Genomic DNA, 21,006 nt, shown 5'->3' on the forward strand with positions numbered 1-21,006 from the left:
GGACCATCGTGACGGCATCCGATGACGGCAACGGGCCGTCGCCCCACCGGATCGATGGAGCCCACCATGAGCCGCCTGCTCGCCGCCTCCGTCCTCGCCGTTTCATAGGCGGCCGACACGGCCGCCGAGGCTCAGAGTTACACCGCCCCCGCCGGCATCCCCGCCGGTGCAGTCTTCGGGCTTCGTCACGGCCCAACTATCAAGTCTTCTTCCCTGGTTGATCTGCGCCGAATCTGCCATTCCGCTCTCGGCCACTTTTATTCCAGTCGATAGGCGCTTCTAAATGGCTGGATCGGGTGAATTTCCGCCGGTCTACTTCCGGGAAGCAAAGTCAAGAAACCGGACGTTCGCTTGGATCGCTACGCATGACGGATTCGCGCCAAACCTCGTCATCCCGACTGTCGTCCCCGATGCCCAAGAGCGATCGTACGTTGTAACGCAATCCGGGCAGCTTCAGCCGACCCACGTGGCCGGAGCGGGTCCGGCGCGGACCTGCGCGTAGAGCGCCTCGCAGCGGTCGAGCCACAGGTCGCGGCTGAACAGGCGCAGGACCCGGGCCTGCGGGACCGTGCGCGGGATGGCGAGCGCCACGCCGATCGCCCGGGCCAGATCGGCATCGTCCCCTTCCGGAACGAGGCATCCGGCCTCGCCGACCACTTCCGGCGCGGCGCCGTTGGCGAGGCCGGCGATGGGCAGGCCGCAGGCCATCGCCTCGATCGCCACCAGCCCGAACGGCTCGTCCCAGCAGGGGGTGAACAGGAACACCGAAGCGCTACCTATCGCTGCGGCGAGCGCTCGGCCGTCGAGATGGCCGCCGTAGCGGATCGGGCCGCCGAGCTGCGGGGCGATCCGATCCGCCCAGTAATCGGGCTCCTCGATCGGGCCGTACAGGGTCAGCGGGATGCCGGCCAGCCTGGCCGCCGCGATCGCGTGATGCGCGCCCTTGATCGCCGCCAGGCGCCCGGACCAGACGGCGCTGCCGTCGCCCCGGTCCCGGAACGGCCAGGCCGCGGGGTCGACGCCGTTGTGCAGCACCGACACCTCCGGCGGTGCGCCCGCGGGCCACCAAGTCTGGAGCTGGGCCTGCGAGGTCACGGTGATCCGGTGCCCCAGCCCAAGGCTGGCGTGCACGAATCCGCGCAGGGCGTCGTAGGGCGGCACGTGCAGCGAGGTGACGGTGGGGACCTGTCCGGTCCGCCGGCGCTCCAGGGGCAGCCGGCTCAGGCTGTTGTTGTGCAGCACGTCGAACCCACCCGCTGCGATCCGGTCGCAGGCCGCCGCGTAGCCGGCATCGACATGGGCCCGCAGCCCCGGATCGCCGCGATGCTCGAGGCCCGGGAAGACGCGCTCGTGATGCACCGGGACCACGGCGTCGATCGCGAAGCGCGGATCGCTGTCGCCGGAGGCGAACAGCACGACGTCGTGGCCGCGGGCCGTCAGACCCTCGGCGAGGTGCCAGCTATGGGCCTCCATGCCCCCCGTGAAGGGCGGCGCGACCGGGTGGCGGATATGGGCGAGGAGCGCGATCCTCACGCGGTCGCCGCCGCGCCGACCCGGGATTCCAGATACCGGATGACGGAGGCGGAGTTGGTGTAGGGCTGGTGGCTCTGCTGCCCGGTCAGGGCGAGGTCGTCGGCATCGGGGCGGCGCAGGATCCGGATCGGCCGGTCGGGCGTGTCATCGATCAGGCCCATGACCCGGAACGCGTAGAGCCAGTGGCCCATGGTCCGGTAGCCCCACTTGGCCTCGAACAGCTCGGCGTTGCGCACGACGCTGTCGAGGTGGTGGATCGGGGGCATGTGGTGCGGGTGGTACTGGTGATAGGCCAGCGCGCCCTTGATCCAGGCGATCGGGGTGCCGCTCTGGTCGAGGATCTTGCCGAAATCGGTGTCCTCGCCGCCATAGCCCGTGTAGCGCTCGTCGAAGCCGCCCAGCGCCAGGAAGGTGTCCCGCCGGATCGCGAAGTTGAGCGACCAGAAGCAGCGGTAATCGTTGCATAATTCGATGCCGGAGGCCGGCGGGCCGCGGCGGTCGGAATGCCGCTCCGCGCTCGCCGCGAGGTCGGCGTAGCGCCAGGCGCCCGCGGTGGCGCGCTCGGGCAGGTGCAGGACCTCGCCCATCAGCAGGCCGTCGAGCTCGGCGAGCCCGCGCGCGTAATCGGCCACGAGGTCGGGGGCCGGGATGCAGTCGACGTCCAGAAAGACGATGCCGTCGCCGATGGCCGCGTCCACGCCGCGGTTGCGGGCGGCGGCGAGCGGCAGCTCGCGGCCCGGAACCCGGATCTGGCGGACCGGAAACGCCGTCTCGGGCAGGTCGTAGGGCTCGTCTTGCATCACCGCGACGATGAACTCGGCGGGGGCCTGGGTCTGGCGCTCCAGGCCGCGCAGCACGTTGCGCAGATGCGCCGGCCGACCCTTGGCCAGGGTCACGACGGAAACGGTGGACATGCGACGGTCGGGCTCCGGCTGATGGGTACGGGGGCGATACGGGTTTCGTCGTCGATCGGGCTTTGACGTTGCCCGGGAAGGGCGCCGGTCCCCCCTCCCGTGCGGGAGAGGGACAGGGTGAGGGGTGCGGCCTCTCCGGAAAGACCTGGTCCCTCACCCCAACCCTCTCCCGCACGGGAGAGGGGGCGCGTCGAGGCCTGAAAAAGCGATTGCGCCTCGAACCTATGTCGGCTGCAGATCCCAAGGGGGGCCCGATCACGGAGGCGCGGCGATGCGCAGGGGGCCGGGCTCCTCGGCGCCCTGCCAGAGCGCGTCGGTCAGTCCTTCGAGCCAGCCGGCGGCGCGCCGGGCGGCGTCCGGGGCGTAGAGGTCGCGCAGCGCAGCGCCGTCCAGGGCGCGGGCGCGGGCCAGGAGGTCGCGCCAGCCCTGGAGGTCGCCCGGCCAGGCGGGGGCCTGGACGGCGGCCCCGAGCCGGACCAGGGCCTCGGCCTTGCGAGTCTGCTCGGCGAAATAGCGCCATTCCGGCATCACGATCAGGCGGCCGCCGACCCGGGCGACCTCGTGAACCGTGTTGTCACCCGCCGAGGCGATCACGATGTCGGCGGCCGCGAGGTAGTCGGTGACGGAGGGCACCCAGCCCAACTCGCGCAGGTTGGCGAAATCGGTCTCGTGGCCCTCCCGGTGGGTCGGCCCGAGGGTCAGCCACAGGGCGTCGGGCTCGGCCCGCGCCGCCACGGTGAGTGGCGCGTAGGGGGTGCCGCTGCCGCCGCCGCCGGTCACCGCCACGACGATCTCGCGCTGCGGGTCGAGGCCGAGCTTCGCCCGCGCCTCCGCGCGGTCGGGGATGCGGTCGAGGCTGGTGCACAGGCCGCCGCTGTAGAAGGTCTTGGCGCGCAGCGCGGACGGGTAGTCGGCCTGCTCCAGCCGGGCATCGAACGGCGCCAGCATCCCGACGCAGGCCTCGTAGGCGCCGACATGGCCGATATCGGAGCGGTCGCCGTGCATCCGGATCTGCACCGCCGGCACGCTGGCGATCCGGGCGAGCAGCGCGATCTCGGCCGAGACGTCGACCACGAACAGGCCGACCGCGCGGTCGTCGAGATGGTCGAGGATGGCCCGCATGGTCCGGCGCATCGGGGCGAGCCCCAGCGGCACGCAATGCATCACCTGCGGGGTCGGCTCTGCGTAGAGGCGCGGGGTCGGCACGGCGGCGCCGATCATGTCGGGCAGCGGCACGATCTCGATGTCGCGGGCGAAGCCGTCGAACAGGTGCGGGCCGGCTGTCAGCACCGAGACCGGGCGATCGCGGGCGAATTCGGCGGCGACCGCCATGGTGCGGTTGGCGTGGCCCCGGCCCTGGTGGTGGACGAAGAACGCGATCGGCTTCTTCATGGTCTGCGTCACGAGAACAGGGCGCCGGGCCGAAGCGCCGCGGCGATCTCCGGGGCGGTGGGCGGGCGGATCAGGCGGATCGCAGGGGCGTCGTCGTTCCAGTCGATCAGCCCGGCGGCGCGGAACTGGCCGAGCCAGTAGGTCATGCACCAGCGCCCGTGGCGCGCACGAAAGCGCGCGGCGTTGGCCAGGATCGGCGTGAAATGCTGCAGCGGCGGCACATGGACCGGGTGGTGCTGATGGTAGGCCCGCGCCCCTGCGGCCCAGTAGGTCGGCAACCCGGTGGCGGCGAGGCGGGCGGCGAAGTCCGTCTCCTCGCCGCCATAGCCGGTAAAGTCCTCGTCCATGCCGCCGACCGAGCGCCAGGCCCGGGCGTGCAGGGCGAAGGACAGCCCCCAGAGCTGGCCAGGATCGGGCTCCCGGCGCAGGCCCGTCTCCGGAACCGGGGGCCGGGCCGGATGGGGGCGGCCGAGGCGGTCGAGGGCCGGATCGTCGAGGCGGACATCGTCGAGATCGGGGCCGGCCTTCGGCGGCAGGTACAGGACCTCGCCGAGGAACAGGCCCTCTGCCCCGGAGGCCGCCGCCGCGTAGGCGCCGACCAGGCCGGCGGCCGGGATGCAATCCACGTCGAGGAAGATCAGCAGGTCGCCGGCGGCGGCTTCGGCGGCGCGGTTGCGCGCGGCGGCCAGCGGCATCGGCTCGCCCGGGACGTGAAGATGGCGCACCGGGCAGCCGGGATCGGGCAGGCCGGGAGCCGGCTCAGGCTGCATCCAGGCGATCACCAGCTCGCGCGGGTGCACGGTCTGGCGGGCGAGGCCGCGCATCAGGTTGCGCAGGCACCCGGCGCGGCCGCGCACCAGGGTGAGCACGCTCGCCGAGGGCGGCTCAGGAGGCCGACTGTCAGGAGGCATGGGCCAGCATCCGGCGGAAATGCGCCACGCCCTCGATGATGCCGCGGGCATGCGAGGCCCGGGCGACGTAGGAGTGCTGCAGCGCCGCGTTGCTGGCGAGGTCGTCGGAATAGTTCGCCACGATGATCGCCTGCACCCGGGCGCGCAGCATCTCGACGTCGTTGCCGGAATCCCCGGCCACGAACACCGCCCGCTCGGGCAGGCCGTAGAGGGCGCGGACATGGTCCACCGCCGTGCCCTTCGAGGCCGCCGCCGGCAGGACATCGAGGTAGCGGTCGTGGCTGTGGATCACCCGGGCGCCGAGGCCGGCCTCGGCGAGATGCGCGCTCACCCGGCGGGCGGCGGCGGCCCCGCCGAAATAGCTCAGCTTGTACGGGCGCTGCTCCAGGGGTCCCTGGGGCAGGAGGTCGTCGATGCCGGCGAGCGCCGCGCGCAAAGCCTCCCGGTCCCAGCCGCCCGCGATGGCCGCGCGCCAGGCGGCATCGGCCGTGTAGGTCACGCCGTTGGCGTCGAGATGGTAGATCTCGGAGCCGACCGAGGTGATCATCACCTGCGGCCGGGGGCTCGCCTGCTGCTCCAGCACCGCCATGGCGCTGTGGAACGAGCGGCCGGTGGCGACCCCGAAGGCCAGGCCCGCCTGCTGGCTGCGCCAGCGCCGGAAGATGCTGAGCGCCGCCTCGCAGCCGACCAGGGTGTTGTCGATATCGCAGACCAGAAGCTGCCAGGGCGTCCGCAGGGGCGGCTCCGGGGCAAGCAGCGCCCGCAACAGGGCGTGGTAGCGCGCGGCGTGCCGGTCCCAATCGTAGGCCGCCGCGGCGCGGGCCCCGCCCGCGACGTAGCGGGCGCGCAGTGCCGGATCGGCCAGGATGCACAGGCAGGCCCGCGCGATCGCCTCCGGATCGCGGGGATCGACCAGGAGCCCGTTGCCGCAGGTCTCGACGATGTCGTTGGGGCCGCCGCTGTCCGTGGCGACCAGCGGCAGGCCGGCCGCCGACGCCTCCAGCAGGGTGAGGCCGAAGGGCTCGTTCAGCGCCGGATTGACGAAGATGCCGCCGCGCGCGCGGGCATAGGCGTAGATCGCCGGCACGTCGTCGGGCCGGTGCGTCTTCGGGTAGGCCACGCGGCCGTAGAGGTCGTAGCGGTCGATCAGAACCAGCAAGTCGCGCATCGTCGCGGCCATGTCGCCGTCGAGGGCGTCGATGTCACCGCGTGTGCCGGCCACGATCACCAGGTTGGCCCGGGCCTGGAGCTCCGGGCTATCGCCGTAGGCCTGGACCAGGGCCGCGAGGTTCTTACGCGCCACCGGCCGGGCCAGGGCCAGGAGCGGCGGCTTGGCGGGATCGTCCAGGAAGCGGTCGATCAGGGCATCGACCCGGGGATGCGGCTCGGCGGCGGCGAAGCGCGCGAGGTCGCTGCCCGGCGGCACGACGCGGACGCGGCCGGGATTGTAGGCGTCGTAGCCGGCATACTGGACCTCGGCCTCGTCCCGGGAGGAGGCGATGACCAGGGTGGCCTGGGCGAAGGCCGCCTCCTCGGTGGCGATCCGGCGGACGAGGTCGGGGGCATGGGCGGCGTCCCCGCCAAGCATCGCGGCCTTGACCCGCCCGAGCGAGTGGGCGGTGAACACGAACGGGATCCCGAGCCGCGCCTCCACGATCGCCGCCACCGCGGCGGCGTCGGCGTAATGGGCGTGGATCAGGTCGGGCGCACGCGTCTGGGTGCCGATCCAGGCGACGAGGTTCTCGGCGAACCGCGCGACCTCCTCATGCATCGCCTCCTTGGACCGGTAGCCCGGCGCCGCGCTCGGGAGCCGCACCAGCCTGACCTTGTCGGAGATCCGCTCTTCGGGCACGGCGTAATCCGGGCCGGGCGGCCCGTGGAACAAGCGCGTCGCCACCACGATCTCCGCCACGCCGAAATCCTGCGCCGAGGCGGCGACGAGATCCAGCAGGTAGCGGATGTGGCCGCCGGTATCCGCGGTGAGGCCGTAGACGACATCGCGCCCGCGCAGGCAGCCCTGCAGGGCGACGTGGAGGACGAACATCAGGCGTTTGCTGAAGCTGTCAGCCGCTCCCGCAAAATTAACGCATGTGAAGAGAGCGCCGTGATCCGTGTAGCCCAGGTCGCACCGAACATTTTTCCCGTTCCCCCAAACCATCACGGCGGCACCGAGCGGGTTGTGCATGATCTCAGCACGGCGCTGCGAAGCTTGGGCGTGGAAGTAACACTGTTCGCACCCTCGGACAGTGCGACAGACTTACCGCGCGTCGGCGATTACCCGAGTCTCGCGGCTCTCGAGCAGCGCCACGGGCGCGTCGCGGCCGGGGTCCCGGCCGCCCTGGATGCCTTGCAACTGGAGGCGTTGCGGCTGCGGCTCGATAACTTCGACATCGTGCATAGCCACGGCGAGTTCGCGCATGCGGCGCTGCTCGGTGCGGCCCGGCGGCGCAGCCTGACGACGGTGCATTGGCGGGTGGACGAGCTCGACCGGGCGTTGTTCTTTGCCGGCTTCCCAGACTTGCCGGTGGCGGCGATCTCGGCGGCGCAGGAAGCCGGCATCCCGGCCTCCAACCGGGCCGGGATCGTGCATCACGGTATCGCTCGGGACCGCTACGCCTTCCAGGCCGAGCCGGAGGCGCATCTCGCCTTCGTCGGGCGCATGACCGACCAGAAGCGCCCGGACACCGCGATCCGCGTCGCCCGGGCGGCCGGGATGCCGATCCGCCTCGGCGGCACGATCGATGTCGGCAACCCGGACTATTTCGACCGGCAGGTGCGTCCGCTGCTCGGACACGACGCGACCTATCTCGGGCCGGTCGACGACATTCAGAAGGGGGAACTGCTGGGCAGCGCCCGGGCGCTGCTGTTCCCGATCGACTGGCCCGAGCCGTTCGGCCTCGTGATGATCGAGGCGATGGCCTGCGGCACACCGGTTATCGCCTGGAACCGCGGCTCCGTGCCGGAGATCGTGGACGATGGCGTTACGGGGTTCGTCGTCGAATCCGAATCCGAGGCGGTGGCGGCGTTGCGCCGCGTCGGGAGCCTGGACCGCGCGGCCATTCGCAGGCGCTTCGAAGAGCGCTTCACCGCCGAGCGCATGGCGCGCGAATACCTCGCCCTCTACCACCGCCTCCTCGCCGCCTGATGCGCACGGCGCTCCTGGCGTGGGATTACCCGCCGTCACCCAGCGGACTCTCCACAGCGGCCCGCGAGATCGCCGAAAGCCTCGCCGAGGCGGGGGCGGACGTGACGGTGTTCACCCTCGATCGGACCGGCCGGGAGCGGGTCGGCGGCGTCACCGTGGTCGGGCTCGCTTTGTCGCCGGCGGGCGGTCTGGCGCGGCTGCGCCGATGGGGAACGGTCGGCCATCTCGCGGCGCCGCTGGCCTTCCGCAGGGCAGTCCTGACCGAGCATGCGCTGACGCCGTTCGCCGTGGTCGAGGCGACGAACTGGTACGCCCCGGCTTGCCTGCTCACTGGACGTCGGGCCCTGCCCCTGGTGACCCGTAGCTCGACGCCCGCCGCCTTCACCCGCGACGGACGCCCCGGCCTGCGCGATCGCCTCGACGGCGCCGCCGCCGATCGCCTGGAGCGCTGGCAGGCCAGGGGCAGCGCCGGGCTGATCGCCAACACGGCGGCGCATGCGGCGGTGATCGCGCGGGCCTACGGGCTGCCGGGAAGCCAGCCGGAGGCGGTGATCGGCCTCAGCCTGCCGCCGGCGATCGCGGCCGCCGCCCGGGCAGCCCCTTATCCGGACGGGGACGGGCCGGTGCGACTGCTATTCGTCGGCCGGGCCGAGGCGCGCAAGGGGTTCGACGCCCTGCTCGACGCGGCGGCGATCCTGGCCGGAGAACAGGCGCGGGGCACCCTGCCGCCGTTCCATCTCGATCTCGTCGGCGTACCGCCTGGCGACCTCCCGGCGGACCTGTCCGAGGCCGCCCGCAGTCGCATCCGGGCCCGCGGCCGGATCGACGCGCAGGGCCTGGCCGCGGCTTATACGGGCGCGCATGTCGTGCTGGCGCCGTCGCGCTACGAAAGCTTCGGCCTCGTCTACCAGGAAGCCCTGGCTTATGGCCGGCCGGTGGTGGCCTGCGCCGAGGATGCGAGCGCCCGGGCCTTCGTGGGCGTTCCGGGGGCGGGGCCGCTGGCGCAGGCGGCCACCGGTCCGGCGCTCGCCGAGGCCCTACGCCCGCTCCTGCGCGATCCCACCCTGCGCTCGGCCTACCGGGTCCGGGCCCTGGATGCGGCCGGCCGGTTCGACCGGGCGAGCCTGGGGCGGCAGACCCTCGACCTCTACCGCCGGGCGATCGCTCAGGCGCGGTAGGGCTGCAGCAGCGCGTCCCGCTCCTCGGGCCGCCCGCGCCCCGGATCCAGTGCTTCATAGCGTTGCGAGCGCGCCCGGACATGGGTTCCGGTGAGCGTGTGGTCGATCGCCCCGTGGAGCGCGATGAAGCTCTGCGGCCAGCCACCGGGCAGCACCGGCCGCTCGTGTACCCGGCCGGCATAGCGGACAGCCGTGCGGTTCAGCCGGTACTGCACGTCGGGGTAGATATCCGACAGGATGCCGTCGACGCAGTTGCGCCGGGGAAGCCCGACCGAGACGACGTCGCCGGCCTCGGCCAGGGCCGCCAGCGCGGGGAGACGCGCGCCGGTCGCGGGATCGAGGGCCTCGTCGGCGTCGAGCTGCAGCATCCATGCGTTGCGGGCAAGATCCTGCAGCGCGTTGCGCTGGGCGGCGAAATCGCCCGCGAGCGGCCTGGCCGCCACCCGCACGGCGCCGGGGGCAAAGCTTGGTACCGGCACGGCCCGAGCCGGGGCCGCGGGTCCGTCGAGCAGGATCGCGACATCCGCGGTCCAGGCGGCCTGCGCCGACAGAGCCGCCAACACGGAATCCCGCTCGGCCGCGCGGCAGATCACGCCGAGCGAGACCAGGCGCTGTTCCGCGCCGTCGAGATCGTACAGGGCACTTTCCGCGGCGCGCAGGCTGTGAGGTTGCAGCAGGGCAACGCGGTCCGCTTCGCCGAGCGGGTGGACACCGCGGCCGAGCCGGGTCGCGGCGCTGCGCAGGGTGTAGAGGTCGAGGCCGTAGCCCGCCTCCGGGTCGGGGACGAAGACGGGCGCAGCCAAGCGCCCAGCGAGATCCCGCCAGCATCTTTCTGGGTCCGCATCCGGCTCGATCAGGACGCCGCAGGAGCCGCAAGCGATTGGGAACAGGCGTTGGCGCCCGCCCGGGAAATTGAGCGCCCGGACGCTCGGCGCCAGCATGGCGGCGGCGCAGACGAAGCAGCGGCGCATCCGCATCACCCCGGCTTCCGGTTTGTCGCGGCGCCCTGGCGGCGCGGAGCCGGCGCCATACCTTGGCTGTTCCTCACGCCCCCGCCGCCCATGTCCTTCGCCATCGATCCCCTCCGCGCGGAGCGTGCAGACCCGCGCGCGTCCCTCGCCATCGTCGGCAACGCGCCCGGGATCGGCCCGGTGGCGCGCGCCATCGACGCGGCCGCGCAGGTCGTGCGCTTCAACAACGCCTCCGGCTTCGGCGGGCCCACCGGCTCGCGCGTCACGCATCTCGCCCTGGTCAATCGGGGCGGCCAGATGCGCGAATGGCTGGCCGACCCTGGGTTTTTGGACCGCCCGGTAATCCGGCAGGCCGAGGCGTTCATCCTGCCGTTCCCAATGCTGCCCGCAGAGGCGAACGAACCCGAGCCGATCTGCTGGACCCGCGAGGCTTTGGCGCTGCTGCGCCCCCTCGGCAAGCCGATCCATCTCCTGCCCGAGACCCTGCACCTTGAGGCGAGGCGCCGGCTCGCGCCCCAGACGAACGAGCGCCCGAACCCGAGTACCGGTTTCCTGGTGAGCCTCGCGCTGCTGCGCGACCGCCCGGCGGATTCCGGCCCGGCCGACATCCACGGCTTCGGCTTCGCCGGCTGGCCCGGCCATCCCTGGGCGGCCGAGCGAGCCTGGTTCGCCGAGGCCGAAGCGGCCGGGCGCCTGCGCTTGCATCCGCCCGACGCGACGGACGCGCCATGACCACGCTGATCACCGTCCTGAAGAGCGGCGGCCGCTACGACGCGTCCTGGGTCGAGCGCCTCGCTCGCGGCGTGCGCCGCCACGCGCCGGCCGTCGACCGGATCCTCTGCCTGACCGACCTGCCGCTGGCAGTGGCTGGGGTCGAGCGGGTGCCGCTGCGGCACGACTGGCCCGCCTGGTGGGCGAAGATGGAGTCGTTCCGCCCCGGCCTCACCGACGGCACGACTCTCCTATGCGATCTCGACACCGTCCTCACCGGACCGGCCGACGCCCTGGCCCGGCCGGGCCTTGCCGCCATGGAGGATTATTTCCACCGTGGACGGCTCTCCAGCGCCCTCATGCGCTGGAACGGGGACGAACTCGCCGGCCTCTACGCGACGTTCGCGGCCGAGCCCGCGCGCTGGATGAGGCCGGGATCCTGCGGCCCCGTGCCGAACGCCGTGCACGGCGATCAGGTCGTCATCGACCATTTGCTCAGCCGGGACGGCCCGTCTCCGGACTTTATCCAGCGGATCCATCCGGGCCTGCTGGACTTCTACGATCCCCGGCGCGCTGAGCACGGCCCGGTGGTGATCTTCATCGGCGCCGCGAAGCCGGATACGGCCACCGGCCCCGTCCACGCGGCATGGGCCGGAACCTGAACCGTCCGCGAGTTATTCCGTTCGGCTGGATCTCACCGCATGTTTAAGCTTCGCCGGGAGGAATGAGAGGCGCCAAGACCGGCAATTCTTCCGCACACCGCCCCGGCGGCCCTCTTTTCGGACGTTGGATTGGGGCAAATCCTCCCGGGTGCAGACAATTTTGCGCCGTCCATTCGCAGGGCAAGGCCTCGTCCAAAGCATCCGTTTTCGACCGCATTTCGCTTGAAAGCCGCCCGTCCGTGTTCGGCCAGCTTCGGGCGGCCGTTCTGCGCCCGTTTCGTACATTCAACGGTTCAAGGTCGTATCTCGAAAACAAATACTCATACGTTGTAGTGAGCCATTTGCTTTAAGATCTTGAATAGGCCGCCGTCGCCTGCTGGGCCAATGATCCGAAAACCCTTGACCCTGTGCTCATCGTTGTCGTCATTCCCCGCCGCCATCCGGCAGGTCGAGGTTACGGCCGCCGAGCACATCATCGAGCGCTTCGACCCGTACCCGGCTCGGATGGGTCAGATGTAGGCTGAGGCGAGGGCCGGCGAGCCTTCGAGGGCGTGGGCGAGCACTTCCAGTCCGTGCGTGATCTGCTGCCGGGTGGAGGGGCCGCCAAGACAGAGACGGACCGCCTCCGGCGGCGTGCCCGCGACGCAAAAAGGGTCGCTGGCGATGACGCCGAGCCCGGCCGATCGACCTTGGCTGGCGAAGGCCGAGCGCGTCCAGCCCTCCGGCAGCGTGATCCAGACGTGGAAGGCATGCGGATCGGCGGTGTAGGTCCCGGCGGGCAGCATCGCGGTTGCGATGCGCTGGCGCGCGGCCGATTCCTCGCGAACGAACTGCACGATGGCCTCCGCCGTGCCGTCCATGATCCACCGCGTCGCCAGGGCCGTGGAGATCGGCGAGGCCATGACGGTTGCGGCCCGGAGTGCGCCTCCGAGCGGCAGGGCGGAACGGGCGCTCGGGGCGACCAGGAAGGCGAGCCGAAGTCCGGCACCCAGGCACTTGGCGAGACCCGCCACGTAGTAGGTGATCTCCGGCGCGAGTTCCGCGAAACTCGGCGGCGGGGTCGGGCAGATGCGGGCGTAGGCGTCGTCCTCGATGATGGTGACGGCGTATCGCCGCGCAACCGCGATAACGGCCTCGCGCCGCGTCCTGGGCAGGGTCGCGGTGGTGGGGTTCTGCAGCAACGGGTTCAGGTAGATGGCCTTCGGGGCCACTTTGGTGCAGGCGGCGGCGAAGGCATCAGGGTCGACCCCGTATCGGTCCATGGGCAGGTCGACGAGGCGCAGGCGCAAATGCGCGGCGAGTGCGCGGATGCCGGGATAGGTGATCCGCTCGGCGCAGATCGTGTCGCCCGGCCGGGCGACCTGCCCCAGGATGCCGAACAGGGCGCTGTGGGCTCCCGGGCAGATCAGCAGACGCTCGCGGGACGTGACGACCCCGCGGCCTTTCAGCCAGCGCAGAGCCGCCTCCTTGTCCTCCTCGGTCCCGCCGAAGCCCTGGTAGCGCAGCAGGTTGGAGAGATTGCCGGACAGGTCCGCGAACGCGGCTTGCATGCGCGCCTGCAGGGCCGGCGCGTCGGGCTCGGGGGGCAGGTTCATGGTGAAATCGACCGGACCGATCCGACGCGCTGCCGCGGCAGCGGTCGAACGGGGCGGGCGCGCCGGATCGACCACGAAGGTCCCCTGGCCGACGCGTCCCTCGATCAGTCCGCGCTTATGGGCCTCGACGTAGCCGCGTGAAACCGTCGTGAAGTTCAGATCGAGCGCCTCTGCGAGGGCGCGCTGGGTCGGTAGGCGCGTTCCCACCGTCAGGCGCCCCGTCCGGATGTCGTCGGCCAACGCCTCCGCAATCGCGAGGTAATGCGGCTTGCCCCACCGCTTCAAATCCGGCGTCCAGGCCCCGGTCCCGCCCCTCTGCGGGTTCGGTCGTTCGTTTCGCTCGGGCGAAGTCATTCGTAGCGGCCCAGATTATGATGCGATCAATGCTTGATTGTATGGCTTGCAATAGCCGTACCGCGATCACGCACCGAATGACCATTCTCCGGCATCCATACAATGCCGACAATCTTGGATCCGTAAATGGGCATCCTTTGGCAATTGTGTACTCGTATCTAGCCCGATAATTAGGCGCTGGGCTCGACGCCGATATGCCCGAGCCAGCCCTATTGATCGCATTATTGTATGAATGTCGCTCCGACACCTTGTATGGCCGATTGATTGAAGTCCTCTGGCACACCGCTTGCCACGAATGGTTTATGGCCGCTCGAAGTTCAGTCTTCCGCGGTCCAATCCTTCGAGGAGAGAGATCAATGCCTGCTGTGAACCGCGAGCCTCACAAGAAGGGCGACTTCCTGGTCGATTACGAGGAGAAGGTCTTCGAGGACGTCAAGGCCGAGCCGGGCCAGAAGGCGCTGGTCACCTTCCATACCGTCGCGTTCGAGGGCTCCATCGGCCTCGTCAACCTGCTCCAGGCCACGCGCCTGCAGCGCAAGGGCTTCGAGACCTCCATCCTTCTCTACGGCCCGGGCATCACGCTGGGCGTCCAGCGCGGCTTCCCACGGCTCGGCGACGAGGCCTTTCCCGGGCACCTCAACTTCAACAACCAGCTTGAGAAGTTCATGGCCGAGGGTGGCAAGGTCTACGCCTGCCGGTTCTCGACCCAGGCCCTCTACGGCCACGGCGAGGCCGCCTTCATCGAGGGCATCCGCATGATCAATCCCCTCGACGTCCTCGACTGCATCCTCCTGCACAAGCGCGACAACGCGGTGATCATCGACACCTGGACCGTCTGACCGGCCCTTTGGCCTCCAGTCCGGGACGTCGCATCCGGCGGCCGCGCACGACGTGGCCGCCGTTCACAGCCGGAGGATCTCCCATGTCAGACAGCCGGATCGTGCGGGCCGCCGCCGTCCAGATCGCGCCCGACCTCGACCGGCCGGACGGCACTCTGGAACGGGTGCTCAATGCCATCGACGAGGCCGCCGCCAAGGGCGCGCGCTTCATGGTCTTTCCCGAGACCTTCGTGCCCTACTACCCCTACTTCTCCTTCGTGCTGCCGCCGGCGATGCAGGGCGCCGAGCACCTGCGCCTCTACGAGCGGGCCGTGACGGTACCGGGCCCCGTGACCCAGGCGGTCTCCGCCGCCGCACGCCGGCATGGGGCGGTCATCGTGCTCGGGGTCAACGAGCGCGATCACGGCTCGCTCTACAACGCGCAGCTGGTCTTCGACGCCGACGGGAGCCTCAAGCTCAAGCGCCGCAAGATCACGCCGACCTATCATGAGCGCATGATCTGGGGTCAGGGCGACGGCGCCGGCCTCACCGTGGTCGACACGACGGTGGGGCGCGTCGGCGCGCTGGCCTGCTGGGAACACTACAACCCGCTCGCCCGCTACGCCCTGATGGCGCGCCACGAGGAGATCCACGCGGCGCAGTTCCCGGGCTCGCTCGTGGGCCAGATCTTCGCGGACCAGATGGAGGTGACGATCCGCCACCACGCTCTGGAGGCGGCCTGCTTCGTGGTCAACGCCACGGGCTGGCTCACCGAAGAGCAGGTGGCACAGGTCTGCCCGGACGAGCGCCTGCGCGGCGCCTGCCGCGGCGGCAACTGCACCGCCATCGTCTCGCCCGAAGGCAAGCACCTCGCGGAGCCGCTGGGCGCCGGCGAGGGCATCCTGATCGCCGACATGGACCTGGCGCTGGTGACCAAGCGCAAGCGGATGATGGACTCGGTCGGCCACTACGCCCGGCCCGAACTCCTCAGCCTGCTCCACGACGACCGTCCGGCCTCGTTCGTGCACCAGCCGATCCATTCCCAGACCGATTTCCGGAGTCTCGACCATGAGCAGCAGCCCGCTTCCGACGAGCCTTCCCGCGTTCCCGCCGGTCGTGGCGGGCCTGGTCGGGATGCCGACGGAGCGCCTGATCAACGCGTTGCAGTCTTACGGCGTTAGGCTCGCCGACAGCCGCGCCGGGGCGCCGAGCCGCCGCGGCGGGGCCGGTCCGTCGGACCACAAGGCCATGACCATCGCGGGCCGGACCGTGATGGTGCCGGTCCACACCGAGGCCGCCTTCGAGTCGCCCTTCCTGGTCCGCCGCCCGGATGCAAACGGGGTCTCTGTGATCGAGCATGACGGCGTGGTGATCGGGCAGGCGACCTTCCCGGGCAAGCCGCGCTTCTACGCGCTCTCGACCTTCGACGGCGTGCCTTACGCGAAGATCGCCGTTCTGCACGGGCGGGACGTGCTCGCCACCACCGTGCTCCAGACCTGTATCCGCTACGCAAGCCGCACGAAGACCTGCCAGTTCTGCTCGATCGGCCAATCGCTCGCCGCCGGTCGCACCGTCGCGCACAAGACGCCCGAACAGCTCGCCGAGGTCGCCCGCGCCGCCGTGCTCCTCGACGGCGTGAAGCACATGGTCATGACGACCGGCACCCCGAACGCGACCGACCGGGGCGCCGCCGTGCTCTGCGAGAGCGCCTTTGCCGTCAAGGCCGCGGTCGACCTGCCGATCCAGGCGCAGTGTGAGCCGCCGGATGACGACCGCTGGTTCGAGCGGATGAAAGCGTCGGGCATCGATGCCCTCGGCATGCACCTGGAGGCCGTCACGCCCGAGGTCCGGGCCCGGATCATGCCCGGTAAGGCGAGCGTGCCGCTGGAGCGGTATTACGCGGCCTTCGAGGCCGCCGTTCCCGTCTTCGGGCGAGGCCAGGTCTCGACCTACATCCTGGCAGGGCTGGGGGACGCCCCGGAGGCGATCCTGGAGATGGCCGAGCGCCTGATCGGGATGGGCGTCTACCCGTTCGTGGTGCCGTTCGTGCCGATCTCGGGCACCCCGCTGGAGAGCCACCCGGCACCCGGTCCCGACTTCATGCACGGCATCCTCAAACCCCTCGCGGACATGCTGGTCGGCGCGGATCTTCGCTCGACCGACATCAAGGCCGGATGCGGGCGCTGCGGCGCCTGCTCGGCGCTCTCCACCTACGAGAGCGCGGGGGCGGTCTCATGATGTTCGAGCCCGTGCCGCCCTACTGGCCGAGCCACTTCCGCATCAAGTTCGCCACGAGTTCATGGGAGCGGAACGCCTGCGCGGCCCTGCGCCGGCAGATCTTCTGCGCGGAGCAGCGCATCTTCACCGAAGACGACCGGGACGCGGTCGACGCGCACGCGATCCCGATCTGTGCCCTCTCGACGCTCGGCGGCGACGCCGACGCCGTCGTCGGGACCGTGCGCATCCACGAAGGTCAGGAGCATCCCGGCGCGTGGTGGGGCTCGCGCTTGGCCGTCGCCGGAGCGTTCCGCGGCACCGCCGCCCTGGGCGCCGGGCTCATCCAGGTCGCGGTCTCCTCGGCCCATGCCCGGGGCTGCACGCGGTTCCTGGCCCATGTGCAGGATCGGAACGTCCCGTTGTTCCAGGCCCTCCACTGGACGAGCCTCGACGCGATCGAGCTGCACGGGCGGCCGCATCACCTGATGCAAGCAGACCTCGCGGCCTACCCGCCGATGCACGACCCGGAGCACGGGCTCGTCACGTTCCGCAGGGCCGCGTGATGAATGCGGGCTTCGACCTCCAGGCCCTGGCCGGCCAGATCCGTGAGGCGCGCGGCGTCGCTCACAAGCGCGACATCGATGCCGTGGTCGAGCGGCTGGGACTGAACAGCCGGCACGCCGCGGTGCCGGTCGGTGACGATTGTGCCGCGATACCGGATGGCGACGGACACCTGCTGTTCGCCATCGAGGGCTTCCTCGACAGCTTCGTCGCGGCCGATCCGTACTTCGCTGGCTATTGCGGCATCATGGTCAACCTCAGCGACATCGCCGCGATGGGTGGGCGCCCGCTCGCGGTGGTCGACGCGCTGTGGAGCCGGGACGCCGCGGCGGCGGACCCGATCCTGGCTGGCCTGTCCGACGCGGCCGCGCTCTACGGCGTCCCGATCGTCGGCGGTCACACCAATACCCGAGCCCAGGCGGGCAACCTCGCGGTCGCCGTGCTCGGCCGGGCCGGCCCGCGCCTGCTCACGAGCTTCGACGCGGCGCCCGGCGATGACCTCGTCGCGGCGATCGACCTGCGCGGACGCTTCCGCGACCCATACCCGTACTGGGACGCCTCGACCGGCAGGGCGGGCGAGCGTCTGCGCGGTGATCTCGCGTTGCTGCCGGGCTTGGCGGAGAGCGGTCTGTGCCGGGCGGCCAAGGATATCAGCATGGCGGGTGTCGTCGGCACCGCCCTGATGCTGCTGGAATGCTCGAATGTCGGTGGTGTCATAGACCTCGACGCGATCCCGCGGCCGGCCGATGTGCCGCTCGCCCGCTGGCTCACCGCCTTCCCGAGCTTCGGCTACCTTCTGAGCGTGCGCCCGGACTGCACGCCCGCCGTCCGCGCGCGGTTCGCCGAACGGGACATCGCCGTCGCCACGGTGGGTCAGCTCGATGCAAGCCGGGTCGCCCGGGTGCGCGACGCCTCCGGCGAAGAGGCCGTGGTCTGGGACTTCGCGGTCAGCCCGCTGATCGGCTGTGGCCAGGATGGCATGGGTGCCCTCCGATGACGGCCCTGCGCATCGCCATCCTGACCCATTCCACCAATCCACGGGGCGGCGTCGCGCACTGCCTCGCCCTGGCCGAGGCCCTGTGCGCGCTCGGGCATGAGGCGGTGGTCCACGCGCCCGATCCGTCCGGGCGCGGCTTCTTTCGCGCGGCCGCCTGCCCGACGGTCTCGGTGGCCGCAAAGCCGGTGGCCGGCACGACGGTCGACCGCGTGCGGGCGCGCATCGCCGATTACCTGCGCCACTTCGCGTCGCCCGCCGCCTGTGACTTCGACGTCTTTCACGCCCATTGCGGCATCGGCGGCAATGCGCTCGCGACCCTCAAGCACCGCCGCTTGATCCCCGGCTTCGTGCGCACGGTCCACCACGTCGACAGCTTCTCCGACCCGGTGCTGGCGGACTGGCAGGATCGCTCCATTCGTGAGGCCACGCGCCTGCTCTGTGTCAGCCGCACCTGGGCCGACCGGATCGCGGACGATCGCGGTACGGAGATCGGCGTCGTCGGGAACGGCGTGGACCTGGCGGCCTATCGAGAGGCGCCGACCGAAGCCGACGCGATCGTGAAGGAGCGCTGGGGCCTCGGTGCCGGGCCGGTCGTCCTGAGCGTCGGCGGCTTCGAGGCGCGTAAGAACACGGCCGGGATCATCGACGCTTTCGCGCTCCTGCGTCGACGCCACCCCCAGGCGCAGCTCGTAGTTGTCGGCGGCGCATCACTCCTCGACCACGCCGCCTACGGCGCACGCTGCCGCGCCGCGCTGAGGACACATGGGCTTGTGGTCGGGGGCGGCGAGGCCGTGATCGAGACCGGACCCGTCTCGCAGGAGGAGATGCCGGCCTTCTATCGCAGAGCGGACGTTCTCGCCTTTCCATCCTGGACGGAGGGCTTCGGGCTCTGCGTGCTTGAGGCGATGGCCTGCGGCACCCCGACGATCGTCTCGCGCCGGCCGCCCTTCACCGAGTACCTCCGGAGCGACGACGCCCTCTTCGTCGATCCCGGCGATCCCCGGGACATCGCCGACGCCATGACGGCCGCCCTGGCACCGATGACGCGCGCGCGGCTGCGCGCGGCCGGTTCGACCCGGGCCGCCGCGCATTCCTGGCGCGCCTGCGCCGAGCGTCACCTCGATACCTACGCGGCCTGCGCCCGCGTCGAACGGGAGCCGATCCATGCCTGAGATGCACTTCCACATCCGCTGGCCCGATGGAAGGCGCGAGGCCTGCTATTCGCCCTCCCTCGTCGTGAAGGATTTCCTCGCGGTCGGCGAAAGCTACGCCCTCGACGACTTCGTCGAGAAGACCCGCACGGCCCTCACCATCGCGAGCGAGCGGGTGCGCGAGAAATACGGCTTCGCGTGCGCGTCGGCGATGGCCCAGTGCGCCCGGATCGAGACCGCGGCGAAGCGGCAGGACCCCGGGGGCCTCGTCACGGTCGAGACCTTCGAACCCTGAACCCGGCGCCTCCCCTCGGAACATCGCGGAGTTAGAGCCATGACGTCCACGCCCCGTCACGTCCCGGTCGCCATCGTCGGCGGTGGCCAGGCCGGTCTCTCGGTCAGCTATCACCTGAAGCAGCGCGGGATCGATCATCTCGTCTTCGAGAAGCATACGGCCGCGCACACGTGGTCGAGCCAGCGCTGGGACACGTTCTGCCTGGTCACGCCGAACTGGCAGTGCGACCTGCCCGGCCATCCCTACGATGGGCCGGATCCGGACGGGTTCATGAAGAAGGACGAGATCGTCGCGTACCTGAAGGGCTTCGTGGCGAAGGTGAATCCGCCGATCCGCGAGGGTGTCGCGGTCACACGCGTCGAACGGCGCGAAGACGGCGTCTTCTCGGTCCAGACCTCGGACGGCGACTACACGGCGAACGAGGTCGTGGTTGCCTCGGGCGGCTATCACACCCCGATCATCCCGCGCATGGCCGAGAAGCTGCCGGGCTCGGTCACGCAGATCCACTCGAACCAGTATCGCAACCCGGCCCAACTGCCGGAGGGCGAGGTTCTGGTGGTGGGCTCAGGTCAGTCCGGCGCGCAAATAGCCGAAGACCTGCATCTCGCCGGCCGCGCGGTGCATCTCGCGGTGGGCGATGCGCCGCGCTGCGCCCGGTTCTACCGGGGCCGCGACGTCGTCACCTGGCTCGCCGATATGGGCTACTACGCGATGACCGTCGACAACCATCCGCTGCGCGACGGCGTCCGCGACAACACCAACCACTACGTGACCGGCCGCGACGGTGGCCGGGACATCGACCTGCGCCGCTTCGCCAAGGAGGGCATGACGCTCTACGGTGTGCTGGAAGATTACGATGATGGCAGCCTACGCTTCCGCGACAACCTCAAGCGCTCACTCGACGGCGCCGACCGGACGTACAACGGCATCAACGCGGCCATCGACAAGTACATCACCGAAAACAACGTCGATGCTCCGGTGCAGGCGCACTACACCCCCGTTTGGGAGCCGGGCGAGCCCATCACCCGTCTTGCCCTCGCGGGCTCCGGCATCACCGCGATCGTCTGGTGCATCGGCTTCACGCCGGACTTCCGATGGCTCGACGCGTCCGTGTTCAACGGCGCGGGAAACCCCAAGCACAAGCGCGGCGTGACGCAGGAGGACGGCGTCTACTTCATCGGTCTGCCCTGGCTGAATAGCTGGGGCTCGGGCCGCTTCGGCGCGGTCGGCCGCGATGCCGAGTTCGTCGCGCAGACCATCCAGACGCGCCTCGGCGCTGAGCGGTTCGCCCTGAAGTTCGCCGTGTAGATGGGTTGCCGTCGGGGCGGCCGCTTGTACGGCACCGATGGCTGCCTCGGCCCATGTTTGAGCCGCCCTCGCCATACCCTTCCTTTCTGGAGCGGGTTGACTAAGCCTCGAAGCCTGATGCCACGCTGCCCCTCACACACGCTGAGGGGATAGCCTGTGAGTTTGCACATCAGGCTTGATGGGGTTGGTTCATCCCTGTCGAATGCTGCCCGCTACACCTTGGGTATCCGCATCTCCGCGCGAACGGTCTGTCGGAGACTTGGCTCTTGAAGGAGTTGAGACACCGCCATTGG

The 21,006-nt window shown here is 70.6% G+C and carries 19 protein-coding genes; 12 read left to right on the plus strand and 7 right to left on the minus strand.

Annotation, left to right across the window (positions count from 1 at the left end):
- Positions 1 to 453 precede the first annotated feature (453 nt).
- From MKL20_RS22780 to MKL20_RS22800, 5 genes are all read right to left on the minus strand, one after another.
- Complete coding sequence (locus MKL20_RS22780; protein ID WP_244038574.1) at positions 454 to 1,533, minus strand: glycosyltransferase; 1,080 nt, start codon at positions 1,531 to 1,533, stop codon at positions 454 to 456.
- Positions 1,530 to 2,447 carry a glycosyltransferase family 2 protein gene (locus tag MKL20_RS22785; protein WP_244038575.1) on the minus strand — a complete coding sequence of 306 codons (918 nt, stop codon included), beginning with the start codon at positions 2,445 to 2,447 and terminating at the stop codon, positions 1,530 to 1,532. Before MKL20_RS22785 ends, MKL20_RS22780 begins: the two co-directional genes overlap by 4 nt.
- A gap of 255 nt (positions 2,448 to 2,702) precedes the next feature.
- Positions 2,703 to 3,839 carry a glycosyltransferase gene (locus MKL20_RS22790; protein WP_244038576.1) on the minus strand — a complete coding sequence of 379 codons (1,137 nt, stop codon included), beginning with the start codon at positions 3,837 to 3,839 and terminating at the stop codon, positions 2,703 to 2,705.
- A gap of 8 nt (positions 3,840 to 3,847) precedes the next feature.
- Positions 3,848 to 4,750: a glycosyltransferase family 2 protein gene (locus MKL20_RS22795; RefSeq protein ID WP_244038577.1), complete on the minus strand. Its 903-nt coding sequence runs from the start codon at positions 4,748 to 4,750 to the stop codon at positions 3,848 to 3,850.
- Positions 4,740 to 6,794: an HAD-IIB family hydrolase gene (locus MKL20_RS22800; RefSeq protein ID WP_244038578.1), complete on the minus strand. Its 2,055-nt coding sequence runs from the start codon at positions 6,792 to 6,794 to the stop codon at positions 4,740 to 4,742. Before MKL20_RS22800 ends, MKL20_RS22795 begins: the two co-directional genes overlap by 11 nt.
- Before the next feature lie 60 nt (positions 6,795 to 6,854).
- Here MKL20_RS22800 and MKL20_RS22805 point away from each other — a divergent pair, with 60 nt between their 5' ends.
- Together MKL20_RS22805 and MKL20_RS22810 are read left to right on the plus strand one after the other, a co-directional pair.
- Entirely contained in the window at positions 6,855 to 7,895 is a 1,041-nt protein-coding gene (locus MKL20_RS22805) for a glycosyltransferase family 4 protein (RefSeq protein WP_313902747.1), read from the plus strand.
- Positions 7,895 to 9,073 (plus strand): glycosyltransferase family 4 protein, encoded by a 1,179-nt coding sequence (locus tag MKL20_RS22810; protein WP_244038580.1) that lies wholly within the window; start codon positions 7,895 to 7,897, stop codon positions 9,071 to 9,073. Before MKL20_RS22805 ends, MKL20_RS22810 begins: the two co-directional genes overlap by 1 nt.
- Here MKL20_RS22810 and MKL20_RS22815 read toward each other — a convergent pair.
- Positions 9,061 to 10,044, minus strand: coding sequence for a hypothetical protein (locus MKL20_RS22815; protein WP_244038598.1), 984 nt, complete (start codon positions 10,042 to 10,044; stop codon positions 9,061 to 9,063). The two genes, MKL20_RS22810 and MKL20_RS22815, sit on opposite strands and share 13 nt — an antisense overlap.
- A 90-nt stretch (positions 10,045 to 10,134) precedes the next feature.
- Here MKL20_RS22815 and MKL20_RS22820 point away from each other — a divergent pair, with 90 nt between their 5' ends.
- On the plus strand, positions 10,135 to 10,776 hold the full coding sequence (locus MKL20_RS22820; protein WP_244038581.1) for a hypothetical protein: 642 nt from the start codon (positions 10,135 to 10,137) through the stop codon (positions 10,774 to 10,776).
- Positions 10,773 to 11,417, plus strand: a complete 645-nt coding sequence (locus tag MKL20_RS22825; protein ID WP_244038582.1) for a hypothetical protein — start codon at positions 10,773 to 10,775, stop codon at positions 11,415 to 11,417. Before MKL20_RS22820 ends, MKL20_RS22825 begins: the two co-directional genes overlap by 4 nt.
- Before the next feature lie 509 nt (positions 11,418 to 11,926).
- Here MKL20_RS22825 and MKL20_RS22830 read toward each other — a convergent pair.
- Complete coding sequence (locus tag MKL20_RS22830) at positions 11,927 to 13,366, minus strand: PLP-dependent aminotransferase family protein (RefSeq protein ID WP_244038583.1); 1,440 nt, start codon at positions 13,364 to 13,366, stop codon at positions 11,927 to 11,929.
- A 356-nt stretch (positions 13,367 to 13,722) separates the two neighbouring features.
- Between MKL20_RS22830 and MKL20_RS22835 the strand changes: the two genes are divergently transcribed.
- The 8 genes from MKL20_RS22835 (at position 13,723) to MKL20_RS22870 (ending at position 20,713) form a co-directional block, all read left to right on the plus strand.
- Positions 13,723 to 14,205 carry an MSMEG_0572/Sll0783 family nitrogen starvation response protein gene (locus MKL20_RS22835; RefSeq protein WP_058191264.1) on the plus strand — a complete coding sequence of 161 codons (483 nt, stop codon included), beginning with the start codon at positions 13,723 to 13,725 and terminating at the stop codon, positions 14,203 to 14,205.
- An 83-nt stretch (positions 14,206 to 14,288) separates the two neighbouring features.
- Positions 14,289 to 15,365, plus strand: coding sequence for a Nit6803 family nitrilase (locus MKL20_RS22840; RefSeq protein WP_244038584.1), 1,077 nt, complete (start codon positions 14,289 to 14,291; stop codon positions 15,363 to 15,365).
- On the plus strand, positions 15,319 to 16,422 hold the full coding sequence (locus tag MKL20_RS22845; protein ID WP_244038599.1) for an MSMEG_0568 family radical SAM protein: 1,104 nt from the start codon (positions 15,319 to 15,321) through the stop codon (positions 16,420 to 16,422). Before MKL20_RS22840 ends, MKL20_RS22845 begins: the two co-directional genes overlap by 47 nt.
- On the plus strand, positions 16,419 to 16,964 hold the full coding sequence (locus MKL20_RS22850; protein WP_244038585.1) for an MSMEG_0567/Sll0786 family nitrogen starvation N-acetyltransferase: 546 nt from the start codon (positions 16,419 to 16,421) through the stop codon (positions 16,962 to 16,964). Before MKL20_RS22845 ends, MKL20_RS22850 begins: the two co-directional genes overlap by 4 nt.
- Entirely contained in the window at positions 16,964 to 17,959 is a 996-nt protein-coding gene (locus MKL20_RS22855) for a sll0787 family AIR synthase-like protein (RefSeq protein WP_244038600.1), read from the plus strand. Before MKL20_RS22850 ends, MKL20_RS22855 begins: the two co-directional genes overlap by 1 nt.
- Positions 17,956 to 19,131, plus strand: a complete 1,176-nt coding sequence (locus MKL20_RS22860; RefSeq protein WP_244038586.1) for an MSMEG_0565 family glycosyltransferase — start codon at positions 17,956 to 17,958, stop codon at positions 19,129 to 19,131. Before MKL20_RS22855 ends, MKL20_RS22860 begins: the two co-directional genes overlap by 4 nt.
- Complete coding sequence (locus MKL20_RS22865) at positions 19,124 to 19,405, plus strand: MSMEG_0570 family nitrogen starvation response protein (RefSeq protein ID WP_244038587.1); 282 nt, start codon at positions 19,124 to 19,126, stop codon at positions 19,403 to 19,405. Before MKL20_RS22860 ends, MKL20_RS22865 begins: the two co-directional genes overlap by 8 nt.
- Positions 19,406 to 19,444: 39 nt before the next feature.
- Positions 19,445 to 20,713 carry an MSMEG_0569 family flavin-dependent oxidoreductase gene (locus tag MKL20_RS22870; protein ID WP_244038588.1) on the plus strand — a complete coding sequence of 423 codons (1,269 nt, stop codon included), beginning with the start codon at positions 19,445 to 19,447 and terminating at the stop codon, positions 20,711 to 20,713.
- Positions 20,714 to 21,006 lie beyond the last annotated feature (293 nt).

The sequence above is a fragment of the Methylobacterium sp. E-066 genome, assembly GCF_022829635.1.
Classification (GTDB): Bacteria; Pseudomonadota; Alphaproteobacteria; order Rhizobiales; family Beijerinckiaceae; genus Methylobacterium.